Origin of the sequence: Paraburkholderia solisilvae (assembly GCF_902859875.1) — a bacterium.
Lineage (GTDB): Bacteria > Pseudomonadota > Gammaproteobacteria > Burkholderiales > Burkholderiaceae > Paraburkholderia > Paraburkholderia solisilvae.
On sequence record NZ_CADIKF010000005.1, the window covers coordinates 25996 to 41031 of the forward strand.

The following is a 15036-nucleotide window of genomic DNA, read 5'->3' on the forward strand; positions in this document are numbered from 1 at the left end:
GGGGAAAGACTGGCTCAGGCGGCGGCTCGAGCCGCCGTACGTTTCAGCCCGGCTTCGACTGCCGCGATGAGCACCGCGGGCACGACAGTCGGCACCGGAGCGGGCGCAGCCTCGCAGGCACGCACTTCGAGCTTGGCGGCCGCCGCCTTCTTCGTCTTGCCCGCACGCGACGGCGGCTGGCAGGCGCCGCACACCACGTTGTGCTGCAGATCGTGCTTGTGCGCGACGAACTTGCCGCTGCAACGGCAGCAGCGCGTGAGTTGCAGAATGTCGGCGTCAAAGAAGCGCACGAGCGTCCAGGCGCGCGTCAGATCGAGTACGGGCTCCGATTCAGCGTGACGGCAATGCTCGAGATACAACCGGTAGCCTTTCGTCAACGCGTCCAGGTGCGAGCAGCGTGCCTCGTTCTTCAGAAACAGGTACGTGTTGTAGAACAGCGACGCATGAATGTTCGCGAGCCACGTCATGTACCAGTCTGCCGAGAACGGCAGCATCCCTTTCGGCGGCGACGCGCCCTTCACCTCGCGATACAACCGGATCATGCGGTCGCGCGACAGCGTCAATTCGCTTTCCAGCACTTGCATGCGCGCGCCGAGTTCAATCAGCGCGATCGCGCGAAAGACTTCTTGCGCGTCTTCAGTCAGGCTTCGCTTGAGCATTGCAGTCCCTCGTCCGTCAGGCAAACTGCTCTGCGGGCTGGCCGGCAAGCAGAATCGCCGCGTGCGTCGAAGCGACTTCCGCGTTCTTCGCCGTTTGCGTCAACGCCGACAGCATCGTGTGATCGTTGAAGCGGAAAAAGCATAAAAGCTGGTCGGAAGAGGCCAGCTTGACGATCTGCGCGAGAGACAGACCGGCCAGCAATTCGGCCAATTCCGACGACAGACCCAGGCGGAACATCCCGACCGGCTTGTCCTCGCGCAACATACGTTGCGCGAGCATGATGTACGACAGGTTGATTTCGCGGATTGAATCCAGCGTCTCGCTGCTACGGTCCATTTTTTCGTTTCCCGAAGCCCCGATTGTTTGCCGGCATTCGTATGCCGTTATGGTCTATTGAGTCGCCGGAAACGTTTGGCTCCGGTCGCTCGGTCGCTCTGAAACAACTGGCGACTCTTTGATACAGGTCGTTACACTTAGTAACAGCTTGGAGCGAATTGTATGAAGAGCTTTTGCGGAAAGCAATCGTTTTCTCAAAAAAATGTCTCATAAACTCCACGCAATTCCGGTAAGTTTTTCACAATGGCGTAATACTCATGGGGTGATGAAAATCGGGCTCCTGAAGATTTACTGAGAGCCTTGCTGGATAAGGGTCTTGGAGGAATTTACCGACCCTCGGCGAGGACGCGTTGCGAGCGTCGCGGTGGTCAATTCTTTTTAGAAAGCAAAAAGCAAGCAATTGACTTCGCGGTAAAAAATGCGGGAATTCCCGTGCTGGCCTGGAATTCGCATTTTGTAACGCTTATGCGCAATGGATGTAACAGCCAGGCGGCCATTTGTAACTTGTTGGCCGGACAGCGTTCGTTGCGCTGCAGGCGATGGCCGAAGTCTCAAAAAAGCGTGTAAATCGGCCGCGCCCGGGGCGGCTCAAGCCTGCAGGTGAGCGTCGCTCGCCGCGGGCCGGGTGGGGGCGAGCCGGCGCAACGTGTCGGCCGTGTGCTGATCGGCGGGGAAAAAGGCTTCGATGGCGAGTTCCGACAACGTGACATCGACTGGCGTGCCGAACACCGTTGTCGTGCTGAAGAAGGACAGCACGCCGTGCGGCGTATCGAGCCGCAGCGGCACCGCGATCTGATCGAGCGGCGCGGCGTCGTCGGGCGACGCGTGTTGCGCGCCGGCGGGAGCCGGGTAGCCGGCCAGTTCGTCATGCAGCGCCGCGAGCGTGGCGTCCCCGCTGACTTCGATTTGCCGTTGCAACCGCGCCAGCAGATGCGCGCGCCACGTATGCCAATTGACGATCGATGGCGCCATCCCGTCCGGATGGAGGCTCAGCCGCAACGCATTGACCGGAGGCGTGAGCAGCGCGGGCTGAGCCGGCGCGATCAGCGGCGCGAGTGCGTTGTTCATCGCGACGATCGTCCAGTGCCGGTCGATTGCGACGGCCGGATAGGGCTCGTGTCCCTTCAACACCCGCTCGACCGCTTCGCGCGCGGCGCTCAGTTGCGGATCCGTCAGCGGCCGTTCGCGAAAGAGCGGCGCGTAGCCCGCCGCGATCAGCAGCGCATTGCGTGCGCGCAGCGGCACGTCGAGCCGTTCGGCCAGATGCATGACCATTTCGCGGCTCGGCGTGGCGCGGCCCGATTCGACAAAGCTCAAATGCCGCGTGGAGATGTCCGCTTCGGATGCGAGCAGCAACTGGCTCATGCGCCGGCGCTGCCGCCATTCGCGCAGCAGGTCGCCGACCGGGCGGTTGAGCGGCGTGGCGCGCCCGCTCGCGGGGATCGTATGTGTGTCCATGTCAGCGATGATAGCCAATGCAGGTCCGCAATCCATTACCTCCAACGTAAAGGAGCGGGGCCGCGTGCCGGGACGCCGCGCTTCACCGTGCGGCCGATCCGTCGCTGCACGGTCGTGCTTCTTTAACGAATATTCGCAGACCTGCCTGTCGAGCTTTCAGCGCCGCACGACGATGGCCGGAATACATCGCCTTGCACGCGTGTTTTGTAGGCATCGGCTGTTTCGATCTGCGGTCCTTATGCAGTGCGAGACGCTCGCCGTACGGCAATGATGAACGCGCGCCCGCGCCGTAGCGCGGCCGCGCAAACACATTACCTCGCACGTAATCGACAGCCGGCCGCGCATCGCAGAACCTTCAGTCAGAGCTTGCAGCGAACCATGAATTCGCCAGCAGGGCTCGACTGAGTTCAACCTTTTTTGAAGGAGTCTGCGATGAACGCGCACACCGTTTTGATCGACCGCTATTTCGATATCTGGAACGAGACCGACGCGCAACGCCGCAAGGCGCTCATTGCCGCAACGTGGGCAAGCGATGCGACCTACGTCGATCCGCTGTTGTCCGGTCGCGCGCACGACGGCATCGACGCGATGATCCGCGCGGTGCATGAGCGCTTTCCGCGTCACACGTTTCGGCGTACGACGGATGTCGACGGATTCGCGGACCGTCTGCGGTTTTCGTGGGAATTGAAGACACCTGACGGCGTTCCGATTGCGAAGGGTTCGGACTTCGGCCAGCTCGATGCGGAAGGACGTTTGCTGGCCGTGACCGGTTTTCTCGATGCAGCGCCGGGTGCGGCCTGATCACCCAGGCATTCTAAACAGACAAGGAGAACTTGAAATGTATGAGCCCGCTGCCGCGCCGTCCGCCGCAAAATTCGCGCGTGCGCTTGGCGTCGTCGACGCGTTGTCCGCCGCCATCGCGGGATTTGCGCTATTCGCGGGAACGCGTGCTTTTGCGTTTCTTGCCGTGGTCGCGTTTCGCGAGCCGGTGCTCGGCGGCGCCGGGCTCGTACTGCTTGCAATCGTCGGGTGGGTCAGATGGTTCTGCCTGCACGTGATGGCCGAGCGCGCGGCGGCGCGCCGCGGCGTGCCGGACCGGTCGTCCACAGGCGATGTGCAGGTTATCGCGGCAGACTATGCGGCCACATCGGATTCCTCATCGGCCGTATAGCATAACTTCGGATGGCTGATTGTCGCGACCGCGAAATCGGCGAACGCCCTGATCTTCGGCGAAAGCTGCGTCGTCGCCGGATAGAGAATCTGAATGCCGCGCCGGGGCGTGGCGTACTCCTGAAGAACCTGTTCGAGCCGTCCGGCGCGCAGGAAGTCATGCGCCGCGTAGTCGTGCACGTAGACGATGCCCGCGCCGGCGAGCGCCGCATCGATCAACGCATCGGCATGGTCGAACACCTGCTGCGCGAACGCTCCGGTATGGATTGCCCATTCACGGCTGCTGGACGTGAAGTACCAGTCGCGGTAGCGTCGCGTGTTCGCCGAAATCTGCGCGACGCAGTCGTGCGCGCTCAGGTCGTCGGGTGAACGCGGGCGTCCATGCGCTTTCAGATACGCAGGGCTTGCGCATGCGATCCAGTGCGCCGCGCCGATCTCGCGCGCGACCAGTCTGCTCGAGGAAACGTCGCCGATACGAATCGCGATATCGAAGCCTTCTTCGATGATGTCCTGTATCGCATCCGAAAAACTCGCCTCGACCACCACTGCCGGGTAACGCCGCCTGAATTCGATCAATGCCGGCAGCAGAATCGACCGGCCGAACGCGATCGGTGCGGTCACTCTCAACCGCCCCGATGGCATCTGCACCGATTGCAGCAGCGTGGCCTCGGCCTCGCGCAGCTCGGCGAGAATCGCGCGGCAGCGTTCGAAGAACGCGGCGCCCTCCGCGGTGAGTCCGAGACTGCGCGTCGAGCGTTGCAACAGCACGACGCCGGTCTGCGTCTCGAGCCGCGTCACCGCCTTGCTGACGCCGGATGCGGTCAGGCCCATCTGCCGCGCGGCGACGGTGAAGCTGCGGGATTCGGTGGCGCGCACGAAAGCCTCTACGGCGGAGAGATCCATCTTGTCCTCGACTATCGAAGGTGTGCGACGTAATGAGCCGCCGGTCATGGCGAACGGCGGCTGTCGCGACCGATGCGAAACCCGGCGCGACGAGCCATTCTACGGATGGCGCGATCATTCAAAAACCACACGCCGTTCCATACAGTGATGACTGCGGGTCGGGTGCGGCATGCTCCGAAGAACGTTCCGGGCGAAGCGTTCGAACCGGCGACAATAGTGCAATTGCGCAAGGCGTTGCGCGCGAAACCTTCGAATATCGCAAAAGCAGCATCGGCTTCGTGCCGGTGCCGGTCGATTGAGGAAGCCTTGCATCCGCATCTGAAACCGCGTGCCGCAGCATGCGCCGCGCGCGCCGCAAAAAAAGCGGGGCTAGCTTGCACTAGCCCCGCTTCGTCGCGAGCAGAACCCGTCGATCGGGCCCGCTCAGTTCTTCACAGCCGACGCCTGATAGATCTGATCGATCGCCTCCGACAGCGTGGTATTGAACTGACTGTCGGTCATCGATTTCTTCAGGTCATTGATCAATGCGCGCGAGAAGCTCGCGATCATCCCGTGGTTCGACGCGAGCCGCTCGCACGCGTCGTCGAGCGAGTAGCCGCCCGACAGTGCGACGACGCGTACGACGCGCGGATGCTCGATCAGCGGACGATAGAAATCCGCCACTTCCGGCAGCGTCAGCTTGAGCATCACGCGCTCCGTCTCCGGCAGCGCGTTGAGGCCCTTGTGCAACTCGGCGAGCAGCACTTTTTCCGCGCCGGCCTTGTCCGGGGTCTTGATCGATACTTCCGGCTCGAGAATCGGCACGAGTCCGTGCTTGCTGATCTGCGCGCCGTATTCGAACTGTTGCTTGACGATTGCCGCGATGCCCTTGGCCGAGTTCTGGTTGATCAGCGAACGCATCTTCGTGCCGAACACGCCGAGCTTCGCGGCACGCTCGAGCAACGCGTCGAGGCCGGGGATCGGTTTCATCAGACGGACGCCATCCGCTTCGTCGACGAGGCCCTTGTCGACCTTCAGGAACGGCACGATGCCGCGGTCTTCCCACAGGAACGACGGGGCCGGCTTGCCTTGCACCTGGCCGTCCATCGTCATTTCGAACAGGATCGCGCCGATCACCTTGTCGCTGGTAAACGACGGCGCCGTGATGATGCGCGCGCGCATCTCGTGCATCAGCTTGAACATTTCCGTGTCGCCGCTGTACGCGTCGTCCGGAATTCCGTATTGCCGCAATGCGCCAGGCGTCGAGCCGCCGCTCTGATCGAGCGCGGCGATGAATCCCGGCTGGTTGGTCATTTGCGCAAGCATTTTGTCGTTTGCCATGAGTGTTTCTCCGTGAGCAATCAAAAATCGCTGCAAAGCGCACCCGATACGGGTCCGTTGAATCCGTCGATATCAAAGTGTACTGGCATTGGCGCACGAACTTGTTAAAACGGTGCGTCGCCGTGAGCGGCGGGCCGCGCTGCCGCTGCCCGTTATTTCGCTCGTGACGTTAGCAACGGATGTGCCCCGCATTCCGTCCGCTTCGCCACGCTGCGCACGCGCTAGGTGAAAACCCCGAGGGTGCGGCGGCCGGACGCGAAAGCCTTGTGCGACGGGGCTCGCCCGCGTGCCGCAAAGCCCGCTGGCCGTCGTTGACGTGGAATGGGTGTGAAATCAATGTAACGACACTTGTTACGATCCTCTCATTGACGTACGATTGATTGCGAACAAACCATCAGTCGTTGTTGTGCATTGCACGAAACCGCGAACGCCTTATGTCTGAAGCTTCTACTTTGTCTTCCTCGGTCGTCGCACTTCCGCGCGGCGCCATCGTTCATCCCGCACGCAACCCCGGCGTGCCGTTGGATGCATCGTGGTTCGACGACCTGCGCGTCAATCAGTCCGCGGTCGAGCGGCGCACGGCGACGCTCGGTACGCGCCGCACCGTGAAGAAAGATGCGCAGGCCGCGTGGCTGCTGAAAGCGATCACCTGCATCGATCTGACCACGCTGAACGGCGACGACACCGAAGGCCGCGTGCGACGCCTGTGCGCGAAAGCGCGGCAGCCGGTGCGCGCCGACATCCTCGCGGACCTGGGCATTGCGTCGAACGGCATCACGACCGGCGCGGTGTGCGTGTATCACCGTTTCGTCGCGGCCGCGGTCGACGCGCTGCGCGGCAGCGGCATACCCGTGGCCGCGGTTTCGACGGGCTTTCCCGCCGGCCTGAATCCGCACGAGCTGAAGCTGAAAGAGATCGAGGCCTCGGTGGCGGACGGCGCTGAAGAAATCGATATTGTCGTGACGCGCGAGTATGTGCTGACCGGCAACTGGCGTGCACTCTACGACGAGGTGCGCGAGTTTCGCGCCGTCTGCGGTCACGCGCATCTGAAGGCGATTCTCGCGACCGGCGACATCCGCACGCTGTCGAACATCGCCCGCGCATCGATGGTGTGCATGATGGCGGGCGCCGACTTCATCAAGACGTCGACCGGCAAGGAAGGCGTCAACGCGACACTCGACGTGTCGCTCGTGATGGTGCGGATGATCCGCGAGTATCACGCGCGCACCGGCGTGCTGATCGGCTTCAAGCCGGCCGGTGGCGTATCGGACGCGAAGACCGCGCTGCTGTACCAGATCCTGATGAAGGAAGAACTTGGGCGAGCATGGCTCGAGCCGGAACTGTTCCGTATCGGCGCATCGAGTCTGCTGGCCGATATCGAACGGCAGCTCGAGCATCACGCGAGCGGCCGTTACTCCGCCTTCAATCGCCACCCCGTTGCATAACGTTGTATCCGCAAGCAATCCGATTCTCATGAGCGTAGCCGAGTATTTTTCTTCGATGGAGTACGGTCCCGCACCGGAAGACGACCAGCCCGCACGCGCGTGGCTCGCGCAGCATGACGGTGTCTTCGGTCATTTCATCGGCGGCGCGTGGCGCGCGCCGTCTTCGGGCGAGCGATTCGCGACGCACGAGCCGGCCTCGGGCCAGCCCCTCGCGCAGATCGCGCAAGGCGAAGCGGCCGATGTCGACGCCGCGGTGGCCGCCGCGCGTGCCGCGCAGCCTGCGTGGCGCGCACTGGGCGGTGCGGGGCGCGCCCGTCATCTGTATGCGCTTGCGCGCATGGTGCAGCGGCATAGCCGCCTGTTCGCGGTGCTGGAAGCGCTGGACAACGGCAAGCCGATCCGCGAAACGCGCGATATCGACATTCCGCTCGTTGCGCGGCACTTCCTGTATCACGCCGGCTGGGCGCAACTGCAGGACAGCGAATTCGCCGACTTTGCGCCGCTAGGCGTGATCGGCCAGATCGTGCCGTGGAATTTCCCGCTGCTGATGCTGTCGTGGAAGATCGCGCCCGCACTGGCGACCGGCAACTGTGTCGTGCTGAAGCCCGCCGAATACACGCCGCTGACGGCGCTGCTGTTCGCCGAGCTCGCGCAACGCGCGGGTTTGCCGGCCGGCGTACTGAATGTGGTGACCGGCGACGGCCGCACCGGTGCGGCGCTGGTCGAGCATCCGGACGTCGACAAGATTGCGTTCACCGGTTCGACTGAAGTCGGCCGGCTGATTCGCGAGGCCACCGCGGGCTCCGGCAAATCGCTGACGCTCGAACTCGGCGGCAAGTCGCCGTTCATCGTGTTCGACGATGCGGACCTCGATGGCGCGGTCGAAGGCGTAGTCGACGCGATCTGGTTCAACCAGGGCCAGGTCTGCTGCGCCGGTTCGCGGCTGCTCGTGCAGGAAGGCATCGAAGCGCGCTTTATCGAAAAGCTCAAGCGCCGCATGGCGACGCTGCGCGTCGGCCCGTCGCTCGACAAGGGCATCGACATCGGTGCGCTGGTCGACCCGGTGCAACTCGAGCGCATCGAATCGCTGATCGAAACCGGGCGGCGCGAAGGCTGCATGGTCTGGCAAGCGGCCGAAACGCAGATGCCCAACACAGGCTGCTTCTTTCCGCCGACACTCGTGACCGGCGTCGCGCCGTCGTCGACGCTTGCCCAGGAAGAGATCTTCGGCCCGGTGCTGGTGACGATGAGCTTTCGCACGCCCGACGAAGCGGTTGCGCTTGCCAACAACACCCGCTATGGGCTCGCCGCCAGCGTATGGAGCGAGACGATCGGCCGCGCGCTCGATATCGCGCCGCGTCTGGCTTGCGGTGTGGTGTGGGTCAACGCGACCAATCTGTTCGATGCGGCGGTCGGTTTCGGCGGCTATCGCGAATCGGGGTACGGGCGCGAGGGCGGGCGCGAGGGCATTTACGAATACCTGAAGCCGAACGCATGGCTTAATCTGCCGCAGCGGCGTGCGGCGCAGCGGGTCGCGAGCGACGTGCCCAGTGCAGACGAAAGCGATGCGTGGCGTAGCGAAGACGTACTCAGCGTCGACCGCACCGCGAAGCTGTTTGTCGGCGGCAAGCAGGTGCGCCCGGACAGCGGCTATTCGCTGCCGGTGCATGCGCCCGATGGCACGTTCGCGGGCGAGGTCGGCGCTGGCAATCGCAAGGACATCCGCAATGCGGTGGCGGCTGCGCGAGGCGCGCAGAAGTGGTCGGGCGCAACCGCGCACAATCGTGCACAGGTGCTGTATTTCCTTGCGGAAAATCTTGCGGTCCGTGCGCGCGAGTTCGCGGCGCAACTGGTCGCACGAACCGGCATGAGCGAAGCGGACGCGCGTAACGAAGTGGAAGCATCGGTCACGCGCCTCTTCACGTACGCGGCGTGGGCCGACAAGTTCGATGGCGCGGTGCATGCGCCGCCGTTGCGCGGCGTCGCGCTCGCGATGCACGAGCCGCTTGGCGTGATCGGCATCGCATGCCCGGACGAAGCGCCGCTGCTCGCGTTCGTGTCGCTGGTGGCGCCGGCGCTCGCGATGGGCAACCGCGTCGTCGCGCTGCCGAGCGTCGCATGCCCGCTCGCCGCGACGGATTTTTATCAGGTCGTGGAAACGTCGGATGTGCCCGCGGGCGTGTTGAACATCGTGACCGGCGAACGCGCCGGGTTGCTCGACGCGCTAGCCAAACATGACGACGTCGACGCGCTGTGGTGCTTCGGCGACGCGAGCGATTCGACGAAGGTCGAACGCGCATCGACCGGCAACCTGAAGCGCACTTTCGTCGACTACGGCCGGCGCTTCGACTGGTTCGACCGGTCGACGGAAGGCCCGGCGCTCTTGCGCCAGGCCGTGCAGGTGAAAAACATCTGGATACCGTACGGCGACTGATCCACGCGAGACGCGAACGATCGCCCGCCATCCGAAACGGAGGAGACAACGTGCTGAAGAATCTGGACCCGCTGCTCAACGCCGACGTGTTGCACGCATTGCGTGCGATGGGGCATGGCGATGAACTCATCATTTGCGATGCGAATTTCCCCGCCGATTCCGTTGCTCGCGCAACGGTGCTCGGCAAACTGCTGCGCATCGACGGCGCGGATGCGCCGCGTGCGGTTCGCGCGGTGCTGTCGGTGCTGCCACTCGATACGTTCGTCGAATCGCCCGCGATGCGCATGGAAGTGGTCGGCGAGCCGAACACGATTCCCGCCGTGCAGCGCGAAGCGCAAGCCGAGGTGAACGCGGCCGAGGGCCGTGACGTGCCGTTCGCGCCGATCGAACGGCACGCATTCTATGCGCGTGCCCGCAAGGCCTATTGCGTGATCGCGACGGGCGAGCTGCGCGGCTACGGCTGCTTCGTGTTCACAAAAGGCGTGATGCTGGCGCCGGACGCCGCGAGGCCAGCAGGGAGCGGTCAATGAGCGGTCGTGTGGTGATTCTGGGTATTTATGTGACCGATCTCGCGTTTCGCGCGCCGCGCATGCCGGTGCTCGGCGAAACCATCGCGGGTTCGGCGTTCAAGATGGGACCGGGCGGGAAAGGCTCGAACCAGGCGGTGGCCGCCGCTCGCGCGGGCGCGGATGTGGTGTTCTGCACGCGCCTCGGCAACGATGCGTTCGGCGAGATCGCGCGCAAGACGTGGGCTGCCGAAGGCATCACCGCGCGCGCCACGGTGGTCGATGGAACGGCCACCGGCGCCGCGCATATTTTCGTCGACGAAACGACCGGCAAGAACGCGATTATCGTGGCAGCCGGCGCCGCGGGCACGATGGAGCCGGCCGACGTCGACGCGATCGAAGCCGACATCGCCGCCGCGCAAGTCTTCGTCACGCAGCTCGAGCAGCCGCTCGCGGTGGCGCGTCGCGGTCTCGAACTCGCGCGCCGGCACGGCGTGCGCACCGTATTCAATCCGGCGCCGGCCATGCCGCTGCCCGACGACATCTTCCCGCTGTGTGACTATGTGACGCCGAACGAAACCGAGGCGGCGGCGCTGACCGGCATCGAGATTCGCAACGCGGACGACGCGCGCCGCGCGGCCGACGTGCTGCTCGACAAGGGCGCGGGCGCCGTCATCGTCACGCTGGGCGAGGCCGGCGCGCTGTTGCATTCGCGCGAGCAGTCGCTGCTGCTGCCCGCGTTCGAATGCGGGCCGGTGGTCGAGACGGCCGGCGCGGGCGACGGCTTTACCGGCGGTTTCGCGGCGGCGCTCGCGCGCGGCGAAGGCGCGGTCGCGGCGACACGCTTCGGCTGCGCGCTCGCGGGAATTTCGGTCACGCGTCCCGGTACTGCGCCGTCGATGCCGACGCGCCGGGAAGTCGATGAAGTGCTCGGCCGGATGGCCGCGGCGGCGCGCTGAACGCGCGCGAACTGTCGTGAGGATTGCGCGAATGAATGCTTCTCCACTCGCAAGCTGGTTTCGCGACCGGCAGCTGAACTTCCTGGTGGCCGTGAATCTGCTCGTGGTGCTCGTGGCCATCGGGCTTTCGCACGGCGCGTTTGTCGGGATCGACAACCTGCAGTCGATGGGCGCACAACTGCCCGAAATCGCGCTGCTCGCGCTCGGCATCATGCTGTCGATGCTGTCGGGCAACGGCGGCATCGATCTATCGGGTGTCGGGCTGGCGAACCTCTCCGGCATGATTGCCGCGCTGATCGTGCCGCGCTTTGTGAGCGGCGACGATTCGCCGGCTCTCTTCACCGCGCTGTTCTGCGCGATCGTGCTGGCCGCGGGCGTGCTCGGCGGCCTGCTGAACGGCTTTATCATCGCGCGCCTGAAGCTCACGCCGATTCTTTGCACGCTGGGCACGCAATTGCTCTTTACCGGCTTCGCGGTCGCGCTCAGCAACGGCGCATCGGTTCACGTCGATTACGTCGAACCGCTTTCGGATATCGGCAACGGTACGTTCTTCCAGGTGCCGATCCAGTTTTGCATCTTTATGGTGGCCGTCGTGCTGCTCGGCTGGCTGCTCAGGCGCACGCCGTTCGGTTTGCGTCTCTATCTGATGGGCACCAACCAGCGCGCCGCGTTCTATGCCGGCATTCCGCGCGAACGGATGCTGATCATCACGTACACGATGTGCGGCGTGCTCGCGTCGCTGGCCGGGCTTGTCAGCGTGTCGCATACGCTCTCGGCGAAATGGGACTACGGCAATTCGTATCTGCTGATCGCGATCCTGATCGCGGTGATGGGCGGCGTGAATCCGGCCGGCGGCTACGGACGCATCATCTGCGTGTTCTTCGCCGCCACCGTGCTGCAGTTTCTGTCGAGCCTTTTCAATCTGCTCGGCGTGTCGCAGTTTTTCGGCGATTGCGCGTGGGGTTTCCTGCTGCTGCTCTCGCTCGCATTCGCGGGCGGCGAGCGGGTGCGCGCGATCTTCGGCATCGGCGGCAGGCAGGCGTCCGGCGGCGCCAAACGTCCGGCGGGCGGCTAGCGCGTCAGAGGTGGCAACAATCAGGCGGACATCGTGCCTCGGGCGTCCGTCTTCGTTATGGGTGGGGCGTCAACGAAAAAACAAGGAGACAACCGACATGAAACGCATTCGATTGGGCGTGGCCCTGACAGCGTGTGCACTGGCCGCTGGTATTGCCGCAACGGCCTATGCGGCGACCAATGAAACGATCGTCACCGTCGTCAAGGTGACCGGCATCAGCTGGTTCAACCGGATGGACGAGGGCGTCAAGGAGTTCGGCAAGGAAAATCCGGGCGTGACCGTCTACCAGACCGGCCCGGGGCGTGCCGACGCGGCCCAGCAGCTGAAGATCATCGAAGACCTGATCGCGAAGAAAGTGAGTGCGATTGCCGTCGTGCCGTTCGACCCGCCGACGCTCGAGCCCGCACTGAAGAAGGCGATGGACCGCGGCATCAAGGTCGTCACGCACGAGGCGGACAACGAAAAGAACACGATGGTCGACGTCGAGGCGTTCGACAACAGCGCCTATGGCGCGGCGCTCAACGAGCGGCTCGCATCGTGCATGCACGACGAAGGCAAGTGGGCGACGCTGGTCGGCTCGCTCGGCAGCCGCTCGCAGGTGCAATGGGCCGACGGCGGCATCGACAATGCGGCGAAGAAGTACCCGAAGATGCAGCTCGTCGAGAAGAATCTCGAAACGAATAACGACGGCGAGCGCGCGTATGAAGTGGCGAAGGAAGTGCTGCGCAAGTATCCGGACCTGAAGGGCTTTCAGGGCTCGTCGTCGCTCGACGTGATCGGCATCGGGCGCGCGGTCGAGGAATCGGGCCGGCAGGGCAAGATCTGCGTGTACGGCACGGGCCTGCCGACCGAGGCGGGCAAGTACCTCGAAAGCGGTGCGATCAACGGCATCGCGTTCTGGGATCCGAAGCTCGCCGGCATCGCGATGAACAAGGTCGCGAAGATGCTGCTCGACGGCAAGACGGTCGAGAACGGCGCGAACCTCGGCTTGCCGGGCTACGAGAAGGTGACGGTTTCGAAGGGACCGGGCAAGGGCATCATCGTGCGCGGCCAGGGTTGGGTAAGCGTCGACAAGTCCAACTACAAGCAGTATTCGTTCTAAGCGCCGCTGTCGCGTTTTGAAGCTGGTTTGACGTTTGTGTTACCGCGCATCCGCGTCGTCGCTGGCATACCGGCGCGGATGCGCGTTTGAAGACTACGGCCTCGCACCATGAATTCATCCGTTTCCTCGACACCGTTTCTCGAAGTGGTCGGCGTGCACAAGCGCTTTACCGGCGTGCACGCGCTGCGCGGCGTGAGCCTGTCGTTCCAGCGCGGGCAGATCTACCATCTGCTCGGCGAAAACGGCTGCGGCAAGAGCACGCTGATCAAGATCATCTCCGGTGCGCAACCGCCCGATGAAGGCGAACTCGTGATCGAAGGCGTGCGGCATGCGCGGCTGTCGGCGCTCGAGTCGCTCGCGGCCGGCATCGAGACCGTGTACCAGGACCTGTCGCTGCTGCCGAACATGAGCGTCGCGGAGAATATCGCGCTGACCTCGGAACTCGCCGAGCACAACGGGCGCCTCACGCGCACGTTCGACCGCAAGGCGCTCGCGGCGACCGCGGAGCGCGCGCTGCGTGCGGTCGGCCTGCCCGGCGACGCGGATTTCCAGGCAACGCTGATCGAACAGTTGCCGCTCGCGACGCGCCAGCTCGTGGCGATCGCGCGCGCCATCGCGAGCGAGGCGAAGTTCGTGATCATGGACGAACCGACCACGTCGCTGACGCAAAAGGAAGTGGACAACCTGATCGCGGTGCTCGGCAATCTGCGCGCGCAAGGCGTGACGGTGCTATTCGTCAGCCACAAGCTCGACGAATGCTATGCGATCGGCGGCGAGGTCATCGTGTTTCGCGACGGGCAAAAGATGGCGCAAGGGCCGATCGAGCAATACACGAAGGCGCAGATCAGCGAACTGATGACCGGGCGCCAGTTGTCGAACGAACGCTATCGCGACGGCGAAGTGGGCAGCGAAGTGGTGCTCGACGTAAAGCACCTGACGCGCGCCGCGCAATTCGCGGATGTGACGTTCTCGCTGCATCGCGGCGAAATTCTCGGCGTGACCGGGCTGCTCGATTCGGGCCGCAACGAACTCGCGCGCGCACTGGCCGGCGTCGCGCCGGCCGACAGCGGCACGCTCGTGCTCGACGGCAAGACGATTGCCGTGCGCACGCCGTCCGATGCGAAAGACCATCGGATCGGCTACGTGCCGGAAGACCGGCTCAACGAAGGGCTCTTTCTCGACAAGCCGATTCGCGACAACGTGATCACCGCGATGATCTCGAGCCTGCGCGACCGCTTCGGTCAGGTCGATCGTGCTCGCGCGCAGGCGCTCGCGGTCGACACCGTGAAAGAGCTGCAGATCGCGACGCCCGACGTCGACAAGGCGGTGCAGTCGTTATCGGGCGGCAACCAGCAGCGCGTGCTGATCGGCCGGTGGCTCGCGATCGATCCGCGCGTGCTGATCCTGCATGGGCCGACGGTCGGCGTCGACGTCGGATCGAAGGACATCATCTATCGGATCATGCAGCGACTGTCGCAGCGCGGGATCGGCATCATTCTGATCAGCGACGATCTGCCCGAACTGCTGCGCAATTGCGACCGGATCCTGATGATGAAGAAAGGCCGCGTGGCCAACGAGTACCGCGCGGACCGGCTGGATGAAGCCGACCTGTATCACGCGCTGCTGTCGGAAGCGGCGTAGCGTTTTCAGGGGCTTCAAGGGTATGAA

Annotated in this window: 14 protein-coding genes; 9 read left to right on the forward strand and 5 right to left on the reverse strand. The window is 64.2% G+C overall.

The window, feature by feature from the left end; translation table 11 throughout:
- Nucleotides 1-14: 14 nt before the first annotated feature.
- From flhC to HV675_RS04925, 3 genes are all read right to left on the reverse strand, one after another.
- Nucleotides 15-659 (reverse strand): flagellar transcriptional regulator FlhC, encoded by a 645-nt coding sequence (gene flhC / locus HV675_RS04915; RefSeq protein ID WP_175109666.1) that lies wholly within the window; start codon nucleotides 657-659, stop codon nucleotides 15-17.
- Nucleotides 660-675: 16 nt separating this feature from the next.
- A complete protein-coding gene (flhD, locus tag HV675_RS04920) occupies nucleotides 676-996 on the reverse strand; it encodes a flagellar transcriptional regulator FlhD (RefSeq protein ID WP_175109667.1) in 321 nt (106 codons plus the stop codon).
- Between the two features lie 588 nt (nucleotides 997-1584).
- Complete coding sequence (locus tag HV675_RS04925) at nucleotides 1585-2454, reverse strand: helix-turn-helix domain-containing protein (RefSeq protein WP_446687007.1); 870 nt, start codon at nucleotides 2452-2454, stop codon at nucleotides 1585-1587.
- 432 nt (nucleotides 2455-2886) lie between these two features.
- On the opposite strand from HV675_RS04925, the gene HV675_RS04930 reads away from it, so the two are divergent.
- Nucleotides 2887-3255, forward strand: a complete 369-nt coding sequence (locus HV675_RS04930; protein ID WP_175109669.1) for a nuclear transport factor 2 family protein — start codon at nucleotides 2887-2889, stop codon at nucleotides 3253-3255.
- A 37-nt stretch (nucleotides 3256-3292) separates the two neighbouring features.
- Complete coding sequence (locus tag HV675_RS32380; RefSeq protein ID WP_246270101.1) at nucleotides 3293-3625, forward strand: hypothetical protein; 333 nt, start codon at nucleotides 3293-3295, stop codon at nucleotides 3623-3625.
- Here HV675_RS32380 and HV675_RS04940 read toward each other — a convergent pair.
- Both HV675_RS04940 and HV675_RS04945 read right to left on the reverse strand, forming a co-directional pair.
- Nucleotides 3589-4527: a LysR family transcriptional regulator gene (locus HV675_RS04940; RefSeq protein ID WP_175109670.1), complete on the reverse strand. Its 939-nt coding sequence runs from the start codon at nucleotides 4525-4527 to the stop codon at nucleotides 3589-3591. The genes HV675_RS32380 and HV675_RS04940 overlap by 37 nt on opposite strands.
- A 423-nt stretch (nucleotides 4528-4950) precedes the next feature.
- Nucleotides 4951-5847, reverse strand: coding sequence for a fructose bisphosphate aldolase (locus tag HV675_RS04945; protein ID WP_175109671.1), 897 nt, complete (start codon nucleotides 5845-5847; stop codon nucleotides 4951-4953).
- Between the two features lie 434 nt (nucleotides 5848-6281).
- Between HV675_RS04945 and deoC the strand changes: the two genes are divergently transcribed.
- The 7 genes from deoC (at nucleotide 6282) to HV675_RS04980 (ending at nucleotide 15009) form a co-directional block, all read left to right on the forward strand.
- On the forward strand, nucleotides 6282-7292 hold the full coding sequence (gene deoC, locus HV675_RS04950; RefSeq protein WP_175109672.1) for a deoxyribose-phosphate aldolase: 1011 nt from the start codon (nucleotides 6282-6284) through the stop codon (nucleotides 7290-7292).
- A gap of 28 nt (nucleotides 7293-7320) precedes the next feature.
- The gene (locus HV675_RS04955) at nucleotides 7321-9726 is read left to right on the forward strand and encodes an aldehyde dehydrogenase family protein (RefSeq protein ID WP_175109673.1); all 2406 of its coding nucleotides are present in this window, start codon (nucleotides 7321-7323) and stop codon (nucleotides 9724-9726) included.
- A 50-nt stretch (nucleotides 9727-9776) separates the two neighbouring features.
- Nucleotides 9777-10256, forward strand: coding sequence for an RbsD/FucU family protein (locus tag HV675_RS04960; RefSeq protein WP_175109674.1), 480 nt, complete (start codon nucleotides 9777-9779; stop codon nucleotides 10254-10256).
- On the forward strand, nucleotides 10253-11191 hold the full coding sequence (gene rbsK / locus HV675_RS04965; RefSeq protein ID WP_175109675.1) for a ribokinase: 939 nt from the start codon (nucleotides 10253-10255) through the stop codon (nucleotides 11189-11191). The genes HV675_RS04960 and rbsK overlap by 4 nt, the downstream gene beginning before the upstream one ends.
- 31 nt (nucleotides 11192-11222) lie before the next feature.
- On the forward strand, nucleotides 11223-12266 hold the full coding sequence (locus HV675_RS04970; RefSeq protein ID WP_175109676.1) for an ABC transporter permease: 1044 nt from the start codon (nucleotides 11223-11225) through the stop codon (nucleotides 12264-12266).
- Nucleotides 12267-12363: 97 nt separating this feature from the next.
- The gene (locus tag HV675_RS04975; RefSeq protein WP_175109677.1) at nucleotides 12364-13368 is read left to right on the forward strand and encodes an autoinducer 2 ABC transporter substrate-binding protein; all 1005 of its coding nucleotides are present in this window, start codon (nucleotides 12364-12366) and stop codon (nucleotides 13366-13368) included.
- Nucleotides 13369-13476: 108 nt separating this feature from the next.
- Nucleotides 13477-15009 (forward strand): sugar ABC transporter ATP-binding protein, encoded by a 1533-nt coding sequence (locus HV675_RS04980; RefSeq protein WP_175109678.1) that lies wholly within the window; start codon nucleotides 13477-13479, stop codon nucleotides 15007-15009.
- The last annotated feature ends 27 nt before the right edge of the window (nucleotides 15010-15036 follow it).

Excerpts from the sequence above, each read along its gene's own strand:
- flhC (WP_175109666.1), bottom strand. The coding sequence starts at position 659 with ATGCTCAAGCGAAGCCTGACTGAAGACGCGCAAGAAGTCTTTCGCGCG.
- flhD (WP_175109667.1), bottom strand. The coding sequence starts at position 996 with ATGGACCGTAGCAGCGAGACGCTGGATTCAATCCGCGAAATCAACCTG.
- HV675_RS04925 (WP_446687007.1), bottom strand. The coding sequence starts at position 2,454 with ATGGACACACATACGATCCCCGCGAGCGGGCGCGCCACGCCGCTCAAC.
- HV675_RS04930 (WP_175109669.1), top strand. The coding sequence starts at position 2,887 with ATGAACGCGCACACCGTTTTGATCGACCGCTATTTCGATATCTGGAAC.
- HV675_RS32380 (WP_246270101.1), top strand. The coding sequence starts at position 3,293 with ATGTATGAGCCCGCTGCCGCGCCGTCCGCCGCAAAATTCGCGCGTGCG.
- HV675_RS04940 (WP_175109670.1), bottom strand. The coding sequence starts at position 4,527 with ATGGATCTCTCCGCCGTAGAGGCTTTCGTGCGCGCCACCGAATCCCGC.
- HV675_RS04945 (WP_175109671.1), bottom strand. The coding sequence starts at position 5,847 with ATGGCAAACGACAAAATGCTTGCGCAAATGACCAACCAGCCGGGATTC.
- deoC (WP_175109672.1), top strand. The coding sequence starts at position 6,282 with ATGTCTGAAGCTTCTACTTTGTCTTCCTCGGTCGTCGCACTTCCGCGC.
- HV675_RS04955 (WP_175109673.1), top strand. The coding sequence starts at position 7,321 with ATGAGCGTAGCCGAGTATTTTTCTTCGATGGAGTACGGTCCCGCACCG.
- rbsK (WP_175109675.1), top strand. The coding sequence starts at position 10,253 with ATGAGCGGTCGTGTGGTGATTCTGGGTATTTATGTGACCGATCTCGCG.
- HV675_RS04970 (WP_175109676.1), top strand. The coding sequence starts at position 11,223 with ATGAATGCTTCTCCACTCGCAAGCTGGTTTCGCGACCGGCAGCTGAAC.
- HV675_RS04975 (WP_175109677.1), top strand. The coding sequence starts at position 12,364 with ATGAAACGCATTCGATTGGGCGTGGCCCTGACAGCGTGTGCACTGGCC.
- HV675_RS04980 (WP_175109678.1), top strand. The coding sequence starts at position 13,477 with ATGAATTCATCCGTTTCCTCGACACCGTTTCTCGAAGTGGTCGGCGTG.